The 17,388-nt window shown below is 61.0% G+C and carries 16 protein-coding genes; 6 read left to right on the top strand and 10 right to left on the bottom strand.

Going from position 1 to position 17,388, the window contains the following annotated elements:
* The 9 genes from J5J09_RS17365 to J5J09_RS17325 form a co-directional block, all read right to left on the bottom strand.
* A complete protein-coding gene (locus J5J09_RS17365; protein ID WP_208552697.1) occupies window positions 1–1,674 on the bottom strand; it encodes a dipeptide ABC transporter ATP-binding protein in 1,674 nt (557 codons plus the stop codon).
* Entirely contained in the window at window positions 1,671–2,615 is a 945-nt protein-coding gene (locus tag J5J09_RS17360) for an acetamidase/formamidase family protein (RefSeq protein ID WP_208552693.1), read from the bottom strand. Before J5J09_RS17360 ends, J5J09_RS17365 begins: the two co-directional genes overlap by 4 nt.
* 80 nt (window positions 2,616–2,695) lie before the next feature.
* A complete protein-coding gene (locus tag J5J09_RS17355) occupies window positions 2,696–4,315 on the bottom strand; it encodes an ABC transporter substrate-binding protein (protein ID WP_208552690.1) in 1,620 nt (539 codons plus the stop codon).
* Between the two features lie 27 nt (window positions 4,316–4,342).
* Window positions 4,343–5,263, bottom strand: a complete 921-nt coding sequence (locus tag J5J09_RS17350; RefSeq protein WP_208552687.1) for an ABC transporter permease — start codon at window positions 5,261–5,263, stop codon at window positions 4,343–4,345.
* Entirely contained in the window at window positions 5,263–6,111 is an 849-nt protein-coding gene (locus J5J09_RS17345) for an ABC transporter permease (protein ID WP_208552686.1), read from the bottom strand. Before J5J09_RS17345 ends, J5J09_RS17350 begins: the two co-directional genes overlap by 1 nt.
* A complete protein-coding gene (locus J5J09_RS17340) occupies window positions 6,111–6,692 on the bottom strand; it encodes an ANTAR domain-containing protein (protein WP_208553620.1) in 582 nt (193 codons plus the stop codon). The genes J5J09_RS17345 and J5J09_RS17340 overlap by 1 nt, the downstream gene beginning before the upstream one ends.
* Window positions 6,692–7,828, bottom strand: a complete 1,137-nt coding sequence (locus J5J09_RS17335; RefSeq protein ID WP_208552684.1) for a transporter substrate-binding protein — start codon at window positions 7,826–7,828, stop codon at window positions 6,692–6,694. The genes J5J09_RS17340 and J5J09_RS17335 overlap by 1 nt, the downstream gene beginning before the upstream one ends.
* 197 nt (window positions 7,829–8,025) lie before the next feature.
* Complete coding sequence (locus J5J09_RS17330; RefSeq protein WP_208552683.1) at window positions 8,026–8,928, bottom strand: proline iminopeptidase-family hydrolase; 903 nt, start codon at window positions 8,926–8,928, stop codon at window positions 8,026–8,028.
* Window positions 8,929–8,993: 65 nt separating this feature from the next.
* Complete coding sequence (locus tag J5J09_RS17325; protein WP_208552682.1) at window positions 8,994–9,776, bottom strand: autoinducer binding domain-containing protein; 783 nt, start codon at window positions 9,774–9,776, stop codon at window positions 8,994–8,996.
* Window positions 9,777–9,901: 125 nt separating this feature from the next.
* Here J5J09_RS17325 and J5J09_RS17320 point away from each other — a divergent pair, with 125 nt between their 5' ends.
* The 6 genes from J5J09_RS17320 (at window position 9,902) to J5J09_RS17295 (ending at window position 16,614) form a co-directional block, all read left to right on the top strand.
* A complete protein-coding gene (locus tag J5J09_RS17320; RefSeq protein ID WP_208552681.1) occupies window positions 9,902–10,789 on the top strand; it encodes a proline iminopeptidase-family hydrolase in 888 nt (295 codons plus the stop codon).
* Window positions 10,790–10,839: 50 nt separating this feature from the next.
* Complete coding sequence (locus J5J09_RS17315) at window positions 10,840–11,778, top strand: ABC transporter permease (RefSeq protein ID WP_208552677.1); 939 nt, start codon at window positions 10,840–10,842, stop codon at window positions 11,776–11,778.
* On the top strand, window positions 11,775–12,629 hold the full coding sequence (locus J5J09_RS17310) for an ABC transporter permease (RefSeq protein ID WP_208552675.1): 855 nt from the start codon (window positions 11,775–11,777) through the stop codon (window positions 12,627–12,629). Before J5J09_RS17315 ends, J5J09_RS17310 begins: the two co-directional genes overlap by 4 nt.
* Entirely contained in the window at window positions 12,626–14,302 is a 1,677-nt protein-coding gene (locus tag J5J09_RS17305; protein WP_208552673.1) for an ABC transporter ATP-binding protein, read from the top strand. Before J5J09_RS17310 ends, J5J09_RS17305 begins: the two co-directional genes overlap by 4 nt.
* A 48-nt stretch (window positions 14,303–14,350) precedes the next feature.
* Window positions 14,351–15,850 carry an ABC transporter substrate-binding protein gene (locus tag J5J09_RS17300; protein ID WP_246746002.1) on the top strand — a complete coding sequence of 500 codons (1,500 nt, stop codon included), beginning with the start codon at window positions 14,351–14,353 and terminating at the stop codon, window positions 15,848–15,850.
* Window positions 15,851–16,113: 263 nt separating this feature from the next.
* On the top strand, window positions 16,114–16,614 hold the full coding sequence (locus tag J5J09_RS17295) for a GSU2403 family nucleotidyltransferase fold protein (protein WP_348646485.1): 501 nt from the start codon (window positions 16,114–16,116) through the stop codon (window positions 16,612–16,614).
* A gap of 26 nt (window positions 16,615–16,640) precedes the next feature.
* Here J5J09_RS17295 and J5J09_RS17290 read toward each other — a convergent pair whose 3' ends face one another.
* Window positions 16,641–17,315 (bottom strand): GntR family transcriptional regulator, encoded by a 675-nt coding sequence (locus J5J09_RS17290; RefSeq protein ID WP_208552669.1) that lies wholly within the window; start codon window positions 17,313–17,315, stop codon window positions 16,641–16,643.
* Window positions 17,316–17,388: the final 73 nt, after the last annotated feature.

Here is a 17,388-nt window from a genome sequence, read left to right as displayed (position 1 = left end):
CTAAGCCCGATATCGCCTCGGATCGGGCATGGGAACCGCCTCCATCAGATGGCGAGTGTAATCGTCCTGAGGGTTCTCGAATACCTGTCGGCGCGCGCCCATTTCGACGATCAGGCCGCCTCGCATCACGGCGACATGGTGGGACATCTTCTCGATGACCGCCATGTCGTGGGAAATGAAGAGATAGGCGAGCCCCATCTGTTCCTGCAGTTCTAGCATTAAGTCGAGCACACGGGCCCGGACAGAGACGTCTAGTGCTGCGACGCTCTCGTCGGCGACGATCAGTTTCGGCTCAAGCGCGAGAGCGCGGGCGATGCAGATCCGCTGCCGCTGACCGCCCGAGAATTCGTGTGGATAGCGCTCGGCAGCGTCCGGCGTCAGACCGACCCGATTCAGCAGAGCCGCCACACGATCCCTGCGTTCGGCGGCATTTCCGATATCATGAATGACCAGAGGCTCAGCGATAGCCGCGCCGACATTCATGCGCGGATCGAGTGACGCATAGGGATCCTGAAAGATCATCTGGGCGGCGCGACGGATCGGCCTCATGATCGCGTGGGACGAGGGGAAAACCTCCTGACCGGAGATCCGCACGCTGCCGTCAAAGGGTATGAGGCCCAGCACGGCCTTGCCGGTGGTGGACTTGCCGGAGCCGCTCTCGCCGACCAGGCCCAGCGTTTCGCCCGCCTTCAAGACGAAGCTGACGTCCTTGACCGTCGGTTCCGGCCGCGGCCCGCGGTTGAGCCAACCCGTCTTGCGTCCATACGTGACGCGGAGGTCGGCAACCTCGAGAACCGGGATCGGGGCGAGGGGCGCCGCTGGCGCTACCGTCACCCTTGGCGGCGCGTCGGTCCCTGCAAGCGCCCCAAGCCGCGGTACGGCTACCAGCAATTGCCGTGTATAAGGTTCGGCGGGACGCTCGAAGATATCAAGCGCGGTACCTTGCTCCACGATCTGACCCGACTGCATGATCGCCACGCGATCGGCCATTTCGGCAACCACCCCCATGTCGTGGGTGATCATCAGGATGGACGTTCTGAATTCGTGACGCAGCTCGCGCATCAGCTTGAGAATCTGCGCCTGCACTGTGACGTCGAGCGCCGTCGTCGGCTCATCGGCGATCAGCACCTTCGGGCGACACGACAGCGCCATGGCGATCATCACGCGCTGGCGCATGCCGCCGGAGAGCTCATGCGGATACTGAGTCAACCGACGCGCCGGGTCGGTCATATGCACAGCGTCCAGCATCTGCCTGGCAACCGTTTCCGGGCTTTCGACGAGATTGTCGCGATGCTCCCGGATCGCCTCCGTCAGCTGGGCTCCAACTGTCATGACGGGATTGAGCGATGTCATCGGTTCCTGGAAGATCATCGCGATCTCGCCGCCCCGGATACGCCGCATGGCGCGCTCCGATATTCGCGTGAGGTCCTTGTCACCCAACCGGATTTCACCGGAACTGATACGCAACGACGCCTTCTGCAGCAGTCCCATGATCGCGAGCGAAGTGACCGATTTGCCCGAACCGGATTCCCCGGCGAGACACAAAGTCTCGCCGGCCGCAAGATCGAAGGACACACGATCGAGGATGCGCTTTAGGCCGCCCGGTGTGCGTGCATCGACCGAAAGCCGCTGGACGGAAAGGACCGGGGCCGGCTCCTGACGTTGCTCTGTCACGAAAGAACGATCCTTGGGAAGTAGAAGGAGACGACCCAGTTCGGCATGTCGACGATCTCGCTGATCCTGAGATCGCCGCAGACCGAGCAGAGCATGTAGGCATCGACCGCATTCATGCCGTGCTCGGTGCACAGCAGGTCGATCATCCGCATGACTGCTTCCTGCGCGCCCGTCATGAGGTCGGGACCGATGCCGGTGGTCACTTCATAGCCGGCCCCGTCAAGATGACGGGTCACCGGTTCGGTTGTGGTGAAACGAGGCGTCTTGAGGTTGGCACCCTTCACGAGGTCGAGTGTCAGCTCGACGTTCATCTGGCTTTCGATCGCAGTTCCGCAGACTTCGCCGTCACCCTGCGCGGCATGGGTGTCGCCGACTGAGAAAAGCGCGCCCTCAACTTCGATCGGCAGATAGAGTGTCACGCCCGATGTCAGGTCGCGGATGTCCATGTTGCCGCCGACGCGACGGGGCGGGACGACGGAATGCAGGCCGGCTTCGGCCGGCGCGACGCCGATGGTGCCCGTGAACGGCTTCAGCGGCACCTTTCCGCCGGGGCCATAGGCGGCGGGAGCCATCGAGGCGGTGTCGTAGGACCAGACATGCAGCGCAGGGTCCTTGAACTGGTCGGCGAGAAGGCCGAATCCGGGAATGTTCGCTGTCCAGCCATACCCGCACGGATGGAACTTGCGGATCGTCACCTTCAACGCGTCGCCTGGTTTTGCGCCTTCCACATATACCGGACCGGAGACGGGATTGATCTTGCCGAAATCGAGATTGGCAAGCGTCTCGAGCGTTGCATCGGGACCCAACTGGCCGCCGGAAGAGTCCAGGCACTCGAACAGAATCGTCTCGCCAGGTTTGGCGGTCAGGGCCGGAGGAAAGTCCTTGTTCCAGCCGAAATTGTGTTGGGCGCGATGAATGGTGTGGTTGCAGGCGACGCACATGATGAGGCCTCAGGAGTGTTGTGGTGTTTCCTCGAAAAGCTCCTCCCCCCGCCGGGAAGGGAGGAGCAATGGCAGGTCGATCACTGCTTCACGAAAATCGCATCGTAATTGATGACGCGGGTCGGATCGATGTAGATGTTGTCAGGTCCGCCCATGCGCAGCGACTTGGCGACGACGCGACGTTCGTTGATGACTGGCACCCAAGGCGCATCGGCCATGATGTCGGTGTAGATCTTGCTCCAAAGCGCCTGACGCTCGGCAGCCTTGGCCGGATCGGACATGGAATCTGCCTCGACCGCGCGCTTGTCGAGCGCTTCGTTGCAATACCACGACCAGTTCCAGCCGCCCTGCACCGCGCCGGCGCAGCCGAGGATCGGGCCATAGAAGTTGGACGGATCCGGGAAGTCGGCGATCCAGGCCATGCCGCCGGACCAGATCATCGGGGCTTCGCCTTCGGTGCCGCCGGCTGCGATGACATTGCCTTGGGCCAGAGCCCGCACTTCGGCCTTTACGCCAATGGCCGCCAGGTCCTGCTGGATCGCCTGAGCGATGCGCGGCTGCGGATCGGTGTTGGTCGAGTAAAGAACGGTCTCGAAGCCGTCGGCATAACCGGCCTCTGCCAGCAGTGCCTTGGCCTTCTCGACGTCGAAGGCGTAGCCGGTGAACTCCTTGTCATAGCCGGGCATCAGCGGCGGAAGCGGCTGATTGGCAGGCGTCGCGCGACCGTTCAAGATGCGCGTGATGCGCTCCTTGTTGACCGCCATGTTAATCGCCTGGCGCACCTTGACGTCATCCAGCGGCTTGATCTTGGTGTTGAGCGTCAGGTAACCGGTATGCAACTGCTCGCCGTCGACGATCATCTGCGCGCCTTCAAGGGAGTTCTTGATCTCCAGGAATTTGGCCGGGGGTATGCCGTCGCCGGCGATGTCGACTTCTCCCTTCTGGAGACGCAACAGCGCCACCAGCGGCTCCTGGCCGACTTCGACTGTCACCTTGTCGATATACGGCATGCCATCGATGAAATAGTCGGGGTTGCGGTCAAACACGAGTTTCTGGCCAATGGTCCAGTCCTTCAGGATGAAGGTGCCGGAACCGACCGGCTTCTTGCCGAAGTCGCCAGCGGCCGCATCGACGGCTTCCTTCGGTACGATCGAGGCGAAGTTGATCGCAAGCACGTGCAGGAAGGTGGCATCAGGACGCGACAGCTTGAAGATCACGGTGCCGTCATCTGGCGTCTCGATACCCGAAAGCGTTTCCGTTGAACCGCCCATCATGTCGTCAAAGCCGGCGATGGCACCGAAGAACCCGGCACCCGGTCCTTGGGTCTTTGGATTGACGGCGCGTTCGATCGAATACTTGACGTCGGAGGCGACGACATCGCGGCCATTGGAGAATTTCACACCCTTGCGCAGCTTAAATGTGTAGGTGAGGCCATCGGGAGCCACCTCAAAGCTTTCGGCCAGGGAAGGCACGATATTCGCCGTGCCGGGCTCATAGTCGACCAGGCGCGAGAAAAGGCTCTTGATCATCGACCAGTTGACCCAGTCATAGCCGATAGCCGGATCGAGCGTGGTGATGTCGTCCTTGTAGGTGACGACGATGTCTCCGCCCTGGCCGGGAGTTTCCTGGGCATGGACCGACAGCGGCATCAGCGCCATGAGGGCCGCCGCCGTGGAGTTGAGAAGCAGACGTCTGAACATTTTGAAGTTCCCCTTTGTCGTTAGGCTTCAGTGTGAACGGATACGCGGGTCGATGACCGGCGCAATCAGGTCGGCAACCAGGTTGCCGGTGATGATGGCAAGGGCGGAGGTGAGCGTGACGCCCATGATGATCGGGATGTCGACCTGCTGGATGGCCTGCCAGGCAAGTTGCCCGATGCCGGGCCAACCGTAGACCGCCTCGACCACGACCACGCCGCCCATGAACTGGCCGATGTCGATGCCGATCATCGCAATTATGGGCAGGATGGCATTGGGTAGGACATGGCGAAGGATGACACGCGCTCCCGAAAGCCCCTTGGCGCGCGCGGTCCGGATGTAATCCTGATTCAGCACGTCGATCATCGCCGATCGCACCATCCGGGCGTACCAGCCTGCGCCGAGCAGTCCGAGCGTCGCGGCGGGCAGGACGACATGGGCAGCCGTGCCGTATCCGGACATGGGGAACCAGCCGAGCGTTGCAGCGAATACGTACAGCAAAAGGAGGGCCACCACGAACTGCGGCGCCGATACGCCGACAAAAGCCGACATCATCACAGTTCTGTCGACCAGCCCGCCGCGATTGAGGGCAGCGATCGCGCCAAGAATAACGCCAAGCAGCACTTCCAGAAAGATGCCTGCCGCCATGAGAGTGAGCGTTGCCGGCAAGCGTGCTGCGATCAGTGTCACGACCTCGGTCTTTTGCGCGTAGGAACGCCCAAGGTCGCCCTGGACCAGACCACCGACATAGTGCGCGAACTGAACGGCGAGCGGCTGGTCGAGGCCGAGCTCGCGCCGGATGTTTTCCACCGTCTGGGCGGTGGCGCTACGACCCGCGAGCATGCGCGCCGGATCTGCCGGGAGGGCGTAGAGCAGCACGAAGGTAATCGCTGCCACACCGAACAGGATGAGCACGGACTGGACCAGCCGTTTTCCGAGCAATGCCAGCATCAGCCTCTCCCCCGCTGGGTGGGATCGAGAATGTCGCGCAGCGCATCACCCACCAGGTTGAAGGCAAGCGCCGTCAGCAGGATGACGGCTCCGGGGAAGAAGACGAGCCATGGTGCTGCCTGAAAATAGCTCTGGCTCTCGAAGATGATGTTTCCCCAGGACGGATCCGGCGGTTGCACGCCGATCCCCAGGAAGGACAGCGTCGCCTCGAGCAGCACCGTCGTGGCGATACCGAGCGTACCCCAGACAATCGCTGTCGGGATGAGATGCGGCAGAATGTGAAGGAACAGGATGCGAGAGTGGCCAGCGCCGAGGGAGCGTTCGGCAAGGATGAAGTCCCGCTCCACCAGCCCCCTGGTTTCCGTGTAGACGATACGTGCAACCTGTACCCAATTGACCAGAGCGATCACCATCGCCACGATCCACAGGCTCGGCTTGAGGAGTGCCGCCAGCACGATGGCGAGCAGCAGGGCCGGAAAAGCCATCATCAGATCGGTGAACCGCATCATAAGGTTTCCGGCCCAGCCGCGCATGTAGCCGGCGGTGATCCCGACAAGGAGCCCGATCGCGACGGCAACACCATTGGCAACCAGGCCGATGATCAGCGAGGTGCGTGCGCCGAACAGCATGCGCGACAGCAGGTCACGGCCGAGTGTGTCGGTGCCGAGGAGGAAAGGTCCGCCCGGCGGCATGGGAGCGCCTTCCAGCGTGAGGCCATCGAACATCTGTTCGTCCGGATCGAAGGGCGCAAACAACGGCGCCCCTAGCGCCGCGACGAGAACGACAATGATGACAAGAAGGCCGAACATCGCAGCGGGCTGTCGCCCGATTTCCTTGAGAACACGCATCAGCCAACCTCGCGCAGGGTTTCGATGCCGCCGACGACGAGCGCCGCCAGCTGTTCGATCGGCATGCGCCGCCGCATCGCGCAGTTTCGAAGCAGGCCGTAGGCGCGTTCGTCGTCGATCTGCCGTTCGACCTTCAGCCGGTCGACCGCCGCAAAGACGACAGGACGCAGCTTCAGGCGTTCCTCGAGCCGATCTATGCGCGCCTCGTCCTCCAAGCGCTGTTCGTGGGTACTGACCGCAAGAACCAGCGCTGGATAGACGGTCGAAGCCGATACCGGCTTCGGAATGAACGACGCGGCGCCGCAATCGATCGCCCATGCGATCCGGCCGGGCGCTTCAGAGCCGAGCAAGGCCGCAACCGGGCGAGCCGGCTTGCGGCGTGCCCACGGCAGAAGTTCGTCCCAGCCACGATCGGCATCGACGATAACCAGATCCGGCAAGGCATCGTCCGCCAACGGCAACCATTGCAGGGATGAGCTGACACCCAGGAGAGCGAGTTGGCGGCACAGCTTCTCGGTATTGCTGTCCTCCTCCGCGAGGATAACCACGCGCCATCCCGTAAAATTCGGTGTCCGCGACATCATGATACGACCCTCAATCGAGGCTCGCTCCGCGTACTTCCGCCGGTCAGATAAGGATCAGCAGCTAGCGGAGGGCGCGCGGCGATGACATCGAAACCACGCGCGGCATTGATACGACCGAGGAGGAAAGGGAGGGCGGCGTGGTTGGTGACCGGGTCGACGACCATGTCGCCAAAAAGACCCGGCCAGGTGGCGGCATGAACCTGTCGACGCACGGTCGTCGGGTCGCCGTCGCCGGACGCCTCGATCGCGCCGATGCAGATGCTCACGGCGGTATAGGCGCTGGCAAAGATACTGGAGACCCTGCGGGCCGTCGGCTTGAAGGCTCGCAGCCGGGTCTTGAAATCGCGGTTTTCCGCCGTGTCAAGCGTGTCGAAATAGGAGGCGGCGCAAAGCTGGCCGATCGCGGCACCATCCTCGATTTCATCGAGTTCGCTTTCTTGGAGGTCGCAACTTGCGACCGGGCAGTTCTCCGGCAGAAATGCGGGATCCCGCTGACCAAGCTCGTGCATGGCCTTGAGGAAGGCGTAACTTGACGGACCGATGAGATTGTTGAGGACGAAGCTCGGGCGCTTCTCCGCGATATCGGCAATGATGCGTTCGACCGCCGTTTCCTCCAGCGGCAGGTAACGTTCACCGAGCACGGTTCCGCCGGCGTTCGCGACGAGTTCACGCGCCAGCCGATTCATTTCCCAGCCCCAGACATAGTTGGCGCCGACGAGATAGGGTCGCGCACCATGGCGGGGAATGAGATGCTCGAAGAGCGGGATCAGATGCTGGTTCGGGCAGCCGCCGATATAAATGACGTTTTCGTTCGCTTCGAATCCTTCATAGGGGCACATGTACCACAAGAGGCCGTCATGCTTTTCGACGAGCGGCAGCACCTCCTTGCGGGCAGCGGACGTGATCGTGCCGATGATGTGGCGGCAGCCACTGTCGCGGATCAGGCTTCGCGCACCTTCGAGATAAGCCGAAAGATCGGCGTGGGGATCGAAGAACACCGGCTGCACCCGTGTGCCACCAGCTTTCGCATATTCGTGAAACGCAAATTCCACGCCGTCGAAGGCGTCACGGCCCATGGCGCCGTAAGGCCCTGTCGTCGAGTAGAGGATGCCGATTTTCACTGGATTCAGCATTGAGAATTCCAAACGCAAAAAATCCCACAACGCGGATCCCTGTTATAGGGGCGTTGTGGGGCTCTATTGCCCGTTGACGGATGTCGCCGATGTAAGAAGTCCGAGCGCTCTGCTCAGATGATGGGCATGATTAAAATATGCCCATTCGTCTTTTGTCAAGCCGCCAAACGTCTCGTTCGCATCTCGCTGTTCGGCTGTCAGTCGAACTGCTTGAGGAAATCCGAAACAGTGGTCAGGCAGAGCGCCTTTTCCTCGACATGCGGCATGTGGCTCGAGTTTTCGAAGACCACCCAGCGGCATCCGGGTACGTTGTCGACATAAGGCTTCAAGACCAGCGGCGTTGCTTCGTCATGGCGCCCCGAGATGAGCAGGGTGGGGGCGGCAATACGGTGAAGACGGTCCTCGATGGTCCAGTCCTTAAGCGTTCCTATGACATGGAATTCGGTGGGACCGTTCATGTTGCGATAGACTGTGTTGTCCTCGTCCATGATCGCGAAGGTGCGCGCGACTTCCTCCGGCCACGGCGTCACACGGCACACATGGCGGTCGTAGAAAACCCTGGAGGCAGCGATGTAGTCGGGATCGGTGATCGTTCCGGCTTCTTCGTGGCGCAACAGCATCGCCTGGACGTCATCCGGAAGTTCCCGGCGAAGCCGGTTCGCCTCGGCGACCCAGGTCCGCATGTTGGCCGGCGAATTGGCGATGACGAATGCCTTCAGTCCGGCGGGGCGACGCACCGCATGCTCCGAGCCGAGCATGCCGCCCCAGGACTGGCCGAGATAGGCATAGCGGTCCTGGATGCCGAGGTGATTTAGCAGGTTGTCGAGTTCGTCCAGAAAGAGTTCGACGGTCCAGAAATCAGGGCCCTTGTCGGGAAGGCGCGTCGAGTTGCCGTTGCCAAGCTGGTCGTAGTGGATGACGGCGCGGCCATCCAGCGCAGCAATGTCCTTGAAGGCATCGACGTAGTCATGGGTGCAGCCGGGACCGCCATGCGCGACGACCAGAGGCAGGCGATCGGAGGAAAGCGAACCCGTGATCCGATACCAGGTCCGGTAGTCCCGGAAGGGTGCATAACCTTCAATCGACGAAATGGCGGCCACGTCATTCTCCTTGATCTCATGGGCAGGAGAAGACCTTAGCGATGCTCACGCACCGGTGGCAGCTATCATAACTTATAGGCCGGAACGCTTGAGAGCAAACGGCACTGGGTCGCCCGGACGACGGCCTGCGTCCTGTTCTTCGCGCCGAGTTTACGAGTAGCCGAATTCAAGTGCATGACAACAGTTGGAACCGACCGATCGATGATGCGCGAAATCTCCTTCGCCGACAGCCCATAGGACGAGTAAGTCAGACATTCGCGCTCCCGTTCGGTGAGGCGCACACCGGATGCATTCAGCACCTTGTCGTCGAAGAGCTCGTAGGCGGCCTCATGGAAGACATGTGCCAGCAGGCTGAAATCGGCGATGACGCGCATGGCATCCCGACTGAAGTCTCGCCGGGCGCCATAGCGCACCCCTGTTACGGTCGCATAGTCGCCGCGCGGCATGTGAACCGGCACCGTTATCCCTGCAAGCATGTCATGCTCGCGCAGAAAATCGCAGACCGGCTTGGTATCGTCCGTAAGGAAGCGGCTGATCTTCGTTTCGACGTCGGGATCGTAGTTCCAGAAGAATGGTACCGATGTCTGCATCGCAAGGCGCTGGACGGGGTCAATGCGGAAATACTCGCGATTGCACCAATAATCGTACATGTCGCCGGCGACATTCCGCAGCTTCAGGAGCGTCGGTATTTCCACCTGTCCGCCGATGTCGCAGGGCGTCGGCGTGTAGTCGTAGATCAGGGCTTCGAAGCCCAGCATCCGCATTGCTTCGAAAGCCTCGTCGATCCTGTCGTCAAGGGTTTCCAGCCCCGCTAGACGATCTGCGATCGCGTTGATTTCCTCTGACATCCCACACTCCGGCACGACGATCGCAAGCCACCCTATCACTTGTAATAGCTGGTACGCATGATGCGATGCGATAAAGTTAGCCATGCTCAAATTTTGGTCAAGTCAATTCGAGAGGGCAGGGCGACATGTGGCGTGAGATCACTCCGGATGAACGCATCGAAGTCGAGGTCGATGGGTTCAAGGTTGTCGCCTACAGCTTCGGAAGCGGCGACGAGACCGTCTTTTGCCTGAACGGCGGACCTGGATTGCCGTGTGACTATCTCCGCGACGCCCATTCCTGTCTCGTGGATCAAGGTTACCGGGTGGTGGCCTTCGACCAGCTCGGAACCGGCTCCTCCGATCGTCCAACCGACGAGGGCCTCTGGACCATCGATCGCTATGTCGAGGAGACCGAGACGGTCCGAAAGGCGCTCAACCTCGGCAAGGTGCATCTCCTCGGACACTCCTGGGGCGGCTGGCTGGCGATCGACTACGCGCTTAAATACAAAGAGAATCTAAAGACGCTCATCTTGGAAGACACCGTCGCGGACATGCCGCATCTGGTGTCCGAGCTCGAGCGACTTCGCGCCGCACTTGGCTCCGAGACCGTCGCGATGATGCAAAAGCACGAGGCGCAGGGCACGCTCGAACACCCTGAGTATCAGGCGGCGGTGACCATCCTCAACTACCGCCACGTCTGCCGCCTGCCCGACTGGCCGGCACCCGTCCGTCGCTCGCTCGATGACTGGAACATGGGGCCGTACATGACCATGCAGGGGCCGAACGAATTTCTTTATACGGGCAACCTGAAAGACTGGAACCGCATACCGGACCTGCCCGGGCTGGACTTACCCGTGCTTATCACCGTCGGTGAGCATGACGAACTCACGCCCGCCTGTGCGATGCGGATGAAGAACGCTCTGCCCAATGCGCAGTTGTGCGTGTTCCGAAATGCAAGCCACATGCCGTTCTACGAGAATGCCGAAGCGTATTATCCTGCGCTGATCGACTTCCTGGCCCGGCACCTATCATGACCTCGACCGGCACGCCGCGCCACCTTTAGCCAAAGGCGATAACAGAACACATGCACCGATACAGGTTCGTTCTCTACCGGCCGCTACAGCTTCTGCCCGTTCTTTTCGGGATCAGCATCATCACGTTTGTTCTCGTTCGACTCATTCCGGGGGACCCCGCCCGAGTCCTTCTCGGCACGCGGGCGACGCCGACGGCGATCGCCCGTATTCGCGAGCAATATGGGCTCGATGAGCCGATATGGCTTCAATACTTCTACTTCATCGAGAATCTCGGTCGCGGCGAAATGGGCAAGTCGATTCTCTACAAGATCGACGTGCTGAGGCTGATCGCTGCCAGGATTGAGCCGACACTGATGCTGGTGCTGACGAGCGTCATTCTCTCCATCCTTATTGCCGTCCCGATGTCGGCACTTGCGGCCCGGCGTCAGGGCCGGCTCGCGGACCACGCGGTGCGGGTCGTCTCCACAATGGGCATCGGCTTCCCGCCCTTCTGGTTGGCATTGATGCTGATCATCTTTTTCAGTGTTCAACTCGATCTGTTTCCGGTTTCAGGCTACGGCAACACCTTCACGGAAAAGCTCTGGCACCTGGCGCTGCCGAGCCTGACCATTGCCCTTTCGCTATCAGCGGTTCTCACGCGCAGCCTCCGGGCAGCCATGATCCAGTCGTTGCACTCGGATGTCGCAACGGCGGCGCGCGCACGCGGCATGCCGGAAAACATCGTCTTCTGGCGCCACGTACTCCCGAATTCGATCGTCCCGACAATAAATCTGCTCGCCGTCAACATCGGCTGGCTGATCGGGGGAAGCGTGGTCGTGGAAAGCGTGTTTGCGTTGCCCGGTATGGGACAGTTGCTCGTGCGGGCAATCTTTTCCCGCGACTACATGGTCGTCCAGGGCGTGGCCATGGTTTTTGCCTGTGCCACGGTGCTAGTGAACTTCCTGGCCGACATCATCACGGTGACCGCCGATCCGCGGGTGAAGCTATGAGCGCCCCGGCAAAGCCACTAACCGTTTCTATCGGGCTCAGCCGCTGGCTTGGACAGAACCTGGCATTTGCCTTGGGGGCAGGGCTGCTGGGTTTCTTTGTGCTGATCGCGATCGCCGCGCCTGTCGTCGCACCCTACGATCCGGTCGTGCAGATGGCGGATGCGCGCCTGCAGCCGCCCTCCTTTAGCCACCCGTTCGGTACGGATAACTTCGGACGCGATATCCTTTCGCGCGTCATCTGGGGCACGAGGATCGACCTGCAGATCGCCTTCATCGGCGTGATCTTCCCTTTCATCATCGGGACGCTCGTCGGCACAATCGCAGGCTTCTTCGGTGGGATCGTCGACACCATCTTCATGCGCATCATCGACATCATCCTCGCCTTTCCGTTCCTCGTGCTGATGCTTTCGATCATCGCAATCCTGGGACCGGGGCTGAAGAGCTTCTACATCGCCATGGCTCTTGTCGGCTGGGTCTCCTATGCGCGCCTCGTGCGCGCCCAGATCCTCGTTCTGAAGAACAATGACTACGCGGTCGCGGCGGTGAGCCTCGGCTTCAGCCGGACCCGCATCATGTTCCGCCACCTCCTTCCCAACGCCGTGGCGGGATCGCTGGTATTCGTGATGTCGGACGCCGTTCTGGTGCTCCTGAACGGCGCGGCCATCAGCTATCTCGGGCTCGGCGTGCAGCCACCGACTGCGGAATGGGGCATCATGGTCGCGGAAGGCCAGCCCTTCGTGACGACTGCGTGGTGGATCACGCTTTTCCCAGGCCTCTCGATCGTCTTCCTGGCGTTTGCCTTCAGTCTGCTCGGCGATGCCCTGGGCGATATGCTGGGGGTGCAGGAATGAACGAACCCATCCTCTCGATCCGCGATCTTGTGGTCAATTTTCACGGAGAAGACCCACCGCGAACGCTGATCAACCACGTCTCCTTCGATCTCGCCAAGGGCGAGGTGCTCGGGCTTGTCGGTGAGAGCGGCTCGGGCAAAAGCCTGCTCTGCCGCGCCGTGATGCGACTGCTGCCGTCCAGGAAACTGTCGATCGACGCCGGTTCCGTCGAGCTCGACGGCCGCGACCTCGTGACGGCGACGCCTGAGGACATGCTTGCCGTGCGCGGACGCGAGATCGGCATGATCTTCCAGAACCCGACCAGCCACCTCGATCCAGTCATGAAGATCGGCCACCAGATCGCCGAAGGCATCCGTTTTCACCAGGGCATGAGCGCCAGACAGGCCCGGGCGGAAGCGATCGAGATGTTGGCACAGGTCGGCTTTCCCGATCCGGCGCGGCAATACGATAACTATCCGCACGAGTTCTCCGGCGGCATGCGGCAAAGAGCGATGATCGCCGCCGCACTGTCGTGCAAACCGAAGATCCTGATCGCGGACGAACCGACGACGGCGCTCGACGTGACGATCCAGGCACAAATTTTGGAGCTTCTGCTTGATCTGCGCGATCGCTTCGGGCTGTCCGTGATCCTGATCACCCATGATCTCGGCATCGTCGCGCAGACCTGCGACCGGATCGCTGTCATGCGCAACGGCCGACTGGTGGAACAGGGCGGCAAGCGTCAGGTACTCGGACGGCCGCAACACGAATACACGCAGATGCTGATCGGCAGCCATCCCTCGCTGCCGGTGGCAAGCGCGTCGGCAACAGTCGCTTCTGACGCCAGCGAAAAAACAACGCGGCCGCTCTTGGAAGTGGATGATCTCAATGTCCGTTTCGATGTCGGCGGTTCACTCTTCCGCACCGCAAGGAAAACCGTTGCCGCCGTCAAGAACGTCAGTTTCCAGGTCATGCCCGGCGATACCGTCGGCATAGTCGGCGAATCCGGGAGCGGCAAGAGCACGCTCGCCCGCGCCATTCTGGGCCTGACGCCGATCTCCTCGGGGCATGTCACCTTTGACGGTGTGGATCTCGCCCAACAGCCAAAGCACGCACTCGCCAAGCTTCGGCGGGAAACGGCGATGGTGTTCCAAGATCCGCTCAATGCTCTCAATCCGCGTATGACCGTCGGTGAAACGCTTGGCGAGGTTCTTAAGGTGCAGGGCATGCCGTTTGCGCAAATCCCTCACCGCATCGAGGAACTGCTCGATCTGGTCCACCTTGGCCAAGAGTTCAAAGACCGGCGCCCGCGCAGCATGAGCGGTGGCCAGTGCCAGCGCGTCGGCATCGCAAGAGCGCTCGCGGTCAATCCCCGGATGATCATCGCCGACGAATGCGTGGCCGCCCTCGACGTCACCATCCAGAAGCAGATCGTCGATCTCTTCGCCGAGTTGAAGACGCGCATGAACCTGACCCTGCTGTTCATCGCCCACGACCTCGCAATCGTCCGCAATCTCTGCGACCGGGTGCTCGTCATGTACCACGGCGAAGTCGTCGAGGAGGGGCGGTCCGCCGATGTCTTCGCGCGGCCCAAGCAGGCCTACACCGCCGCCCTTATCGAGGCGGTCCCGGACATCGATCCCGACAAGAAGCTTCGCGCGCCGAAAACGATCGCGGCGCCCACTGCAGCCTGACACGGAAACCGTCAACAAAAAGGGGAATGAAAAATGCTAAAGAAATGGATGAAAATCGGCATGGTCACCGTGCTGACCTCGTTGTCGCTTGGCGCAAGTCTTGCGGAAGCGGCCGGCGTGCTCACCATCGGCCGCCGGGAGGATTCGACGACTTTCGATCCGATCAAGACAGCACAGAACATCGACTTCTGGGTGTTCTCGAACGTCTATGACGTGCTCGTGCGCGTTGACAAAACCGGCACCAAGCTGGAACCGGGCCTGGCTGAAAGCTGGACGGTCTCCGATGACGGCCTGACCTATACCTTCACGATGCGCGACGCCAAATTCTCCGACGGCAGCGCGATCACCGCTGACGATGCCGCCTTCAGCCTACTGCGTATCCGCGACAACGAGGGTTCGCTCTGGAGCGATTCCTACAAGGTGATCGAAACCGCGGAAGCGAGCGATCCGAAGACGCTCGTGATCAAGCTTTCCGGGCCATCGGCACCTTTCCTGTCGACGCTTGCTATGCCGGGCGCCTCGATCATCTCCAAGGCCGGAATGGAATCCCTCGGCGAGGACGCGTATGCGGAAGCGCCGGTGGCGTCCGGCGCCTTCACCGTCAAGGAATGGCGGCGCGGTGATCGGGTCATCCTGGAGAAAAACCCCAATTTTTGGGAAGCCGATCGCGTGTCGCTTGACGGCGTGGAATGGATTTCGGTTCCCGACGACAATACCCGCATGCTGAACGTCCAGGCCGGCCAGCTCGACGCCGCGATCTTCGTGCCCTTCTCCCGCGTGGAAGAGCTGAAAAAGGACGAGAACCTGACGGTTCATCTCGACACCTCCACCCGCGAAGACCACCTGCTCATCAACCATGAGCATGGCGATCTCGCCAAGAAGGAGGTGCGCGAGGCGCTCGACTACGCCATCGACAAGAAAGCGATCGTCGACACCGTTACCTTCGGCTTCGGTGAAGTCGCAAACTCCTTTATCCCCAAGGGCGCTCTCTACCACTATGCGGACAATCTTCAGCGTCCCTACGATCCGGAGAAGGCCAAGGAACTGCTGGCGGCCGCCGGTGTCAGCGGGCTGACGCTCGATTATCTCGTCAATGCAGGCAACGAGGTCGACGAGCAGATCGCGGTGCTGTTGCAGCAACAGTTGCAGAAGGCCGACATCACGGTAAACCTGCAGAAGATGGATCCGAGCCAGACCTGGGATATGCTGGTCGCAGGTGAGTATGACCTTTCCGTCATGTACTGGACCAACGACATTCTCGACCCCGACCAGAAGACGACGTTCGTGGTCGGTCATGATGCCAACATGAACTACATGACCCGTTACAAGAACGACGCGGTGAAGGATCTCGTCGCCGCCGCCCGTCTGGAAATGGACCCGGCCAAGCGCGAGCAGATGTATGTCGATATCCAGAAGATGTCGAAGGACGACGTGCACTGGATCGACCTATACTACAGCCCGTTCATCAACGTATCCCGGAAGAACATCGAGAATTTCTACCAGAACCCGCTCGGTCGCTTCTTCCTCGAGGATACCGTCAAGAACTGAGTCTCCGACCAGTCGAAATGTAACAAAGGCCCGCTCTGAACCATCAGGGCGGGCTCTGCCACGTGATCAGGGAACAATCGGAACGCGCTTGGGAATATGCCTAGCAATTTCCTTTTTTTGATAGGCATAGTATGCCAAGCAAAAACTGAAAATGATAGGCATGATACCGCTCAGCGGCATCGCGCTCAGCGCCTACACCAACCTCGTGCGGCTTCTGAAGGACGATACCGTCTCCGGCATTCCTGGCAAACCGGCCCTGAAACATCGCGGAGACGTTCTCGGCGCTCAAATTCACGCCGCTGCCGGGGCTCGACCCGGCACGGACATGGCGATGGACGCAGGGTGGCAGCGGTCAGTTGGTGGAATTTCTAACCCCGGCCTTCGGGGAGGAAACCATTCGAGAGCTGCCGGCGCTGGGCGTCAGCGCGCAGGCCCTCAACTCCCTCAACTTCCTGATATCCGAACCCATCCAGGCAGCCGCCATCTATCGATCCGGTGTTCTGGTTCAAGTGCCCCGACCAGAGAGGTACGCGATCCACAAGCTCATCGTTGCCGACCGGAGGCGCGATGGCGCCGGTACGCTGAAATCCTCCAAAGACCGCGAGCAGGCGGCGTTTCTGATCGAAGCTCTTGCAGAGGACCGGCCCGATGACCTCCGCACCGCACATGCCACAGCCATGGACGTAGAGCCGCGCTGGCGCCAACACCTCGAAAACTCGCTGAGACGGATGCCCAAGACGCGGGAAATCTTGAGCAGCCTCTAGCGGCGGGAGACGGCAGGCAGAGCGTGCTACGCTTCCTTGCGCGCCCGTCGGTCGCGGTTGGCGAGGTTCGCCACAAGATCGCCGAAGCGGTTGCCTTGCACGGCGACGTGGCCGCGAAGCTGCTCACGCGCAGCGTCCGCATCACCCGCCAGAATGGCCTCGATGACGTCGCCATGCTCCTTGAACGATACCTTCATACGGTTTCGAACGCGCAACTGCAGACGCCGATACGGCCTTAGACGACGGTGCAGAGCGACGCACTGTTCCTCGAGAAAGGCACTTCCGGTCGCGGCATAGATCGCGCGATGGAAAACCTCGTTTTCGTAATAGTAGCGATCGGTCTCCTCGCTTTCGGATGCGTCACGGCATCTTTCATGCGCAGCAAGCAGAGCGGTACGATCGCTGTCCGTGTGTCTGCGGGCCGCCAAGGCGCCGGCCATGCCTTCCAGTTCTGCCATCACCTCGAACATCTCGAAGACGCGTTGAGCTGGCGGATCTGCGACGACAGCACCTCGCCGTGGCCTGATTTCCACAAGCCCGATCGCGCTCAACTGCATCAGTGCTTCACGGATTGGCGTGCGGGAAACCCCGAAACGCGTGGCGAGTTGCGTCTCGTCCAAACGCTCACCCGGCGCAAACTCTCCCGTGACAATGCCATTCTCGATCTCGTCGCGCAGCTTGAAGAAAATATTCTCGCTCATTACCCACCCACTGAAGGCCCCATGTCATTCTTGTATACGAGAGCATTGACATTGCGCACAAGAAGACATCAGT

Source organism: Ciceribacter sp. L1K22, from assembly GCF_017599385.1.
Classification (GTDB): domain Bacteria; phylum Pseudomonadota; class Alphaproteobacteria; order Rhizobiales; family Rhizobiaceae; genus Allorhizobium.
Note: the sequence above shows the minus strand (reverse complement) of the source record. Positions and strands in the feature narration are given on the sequence as shown.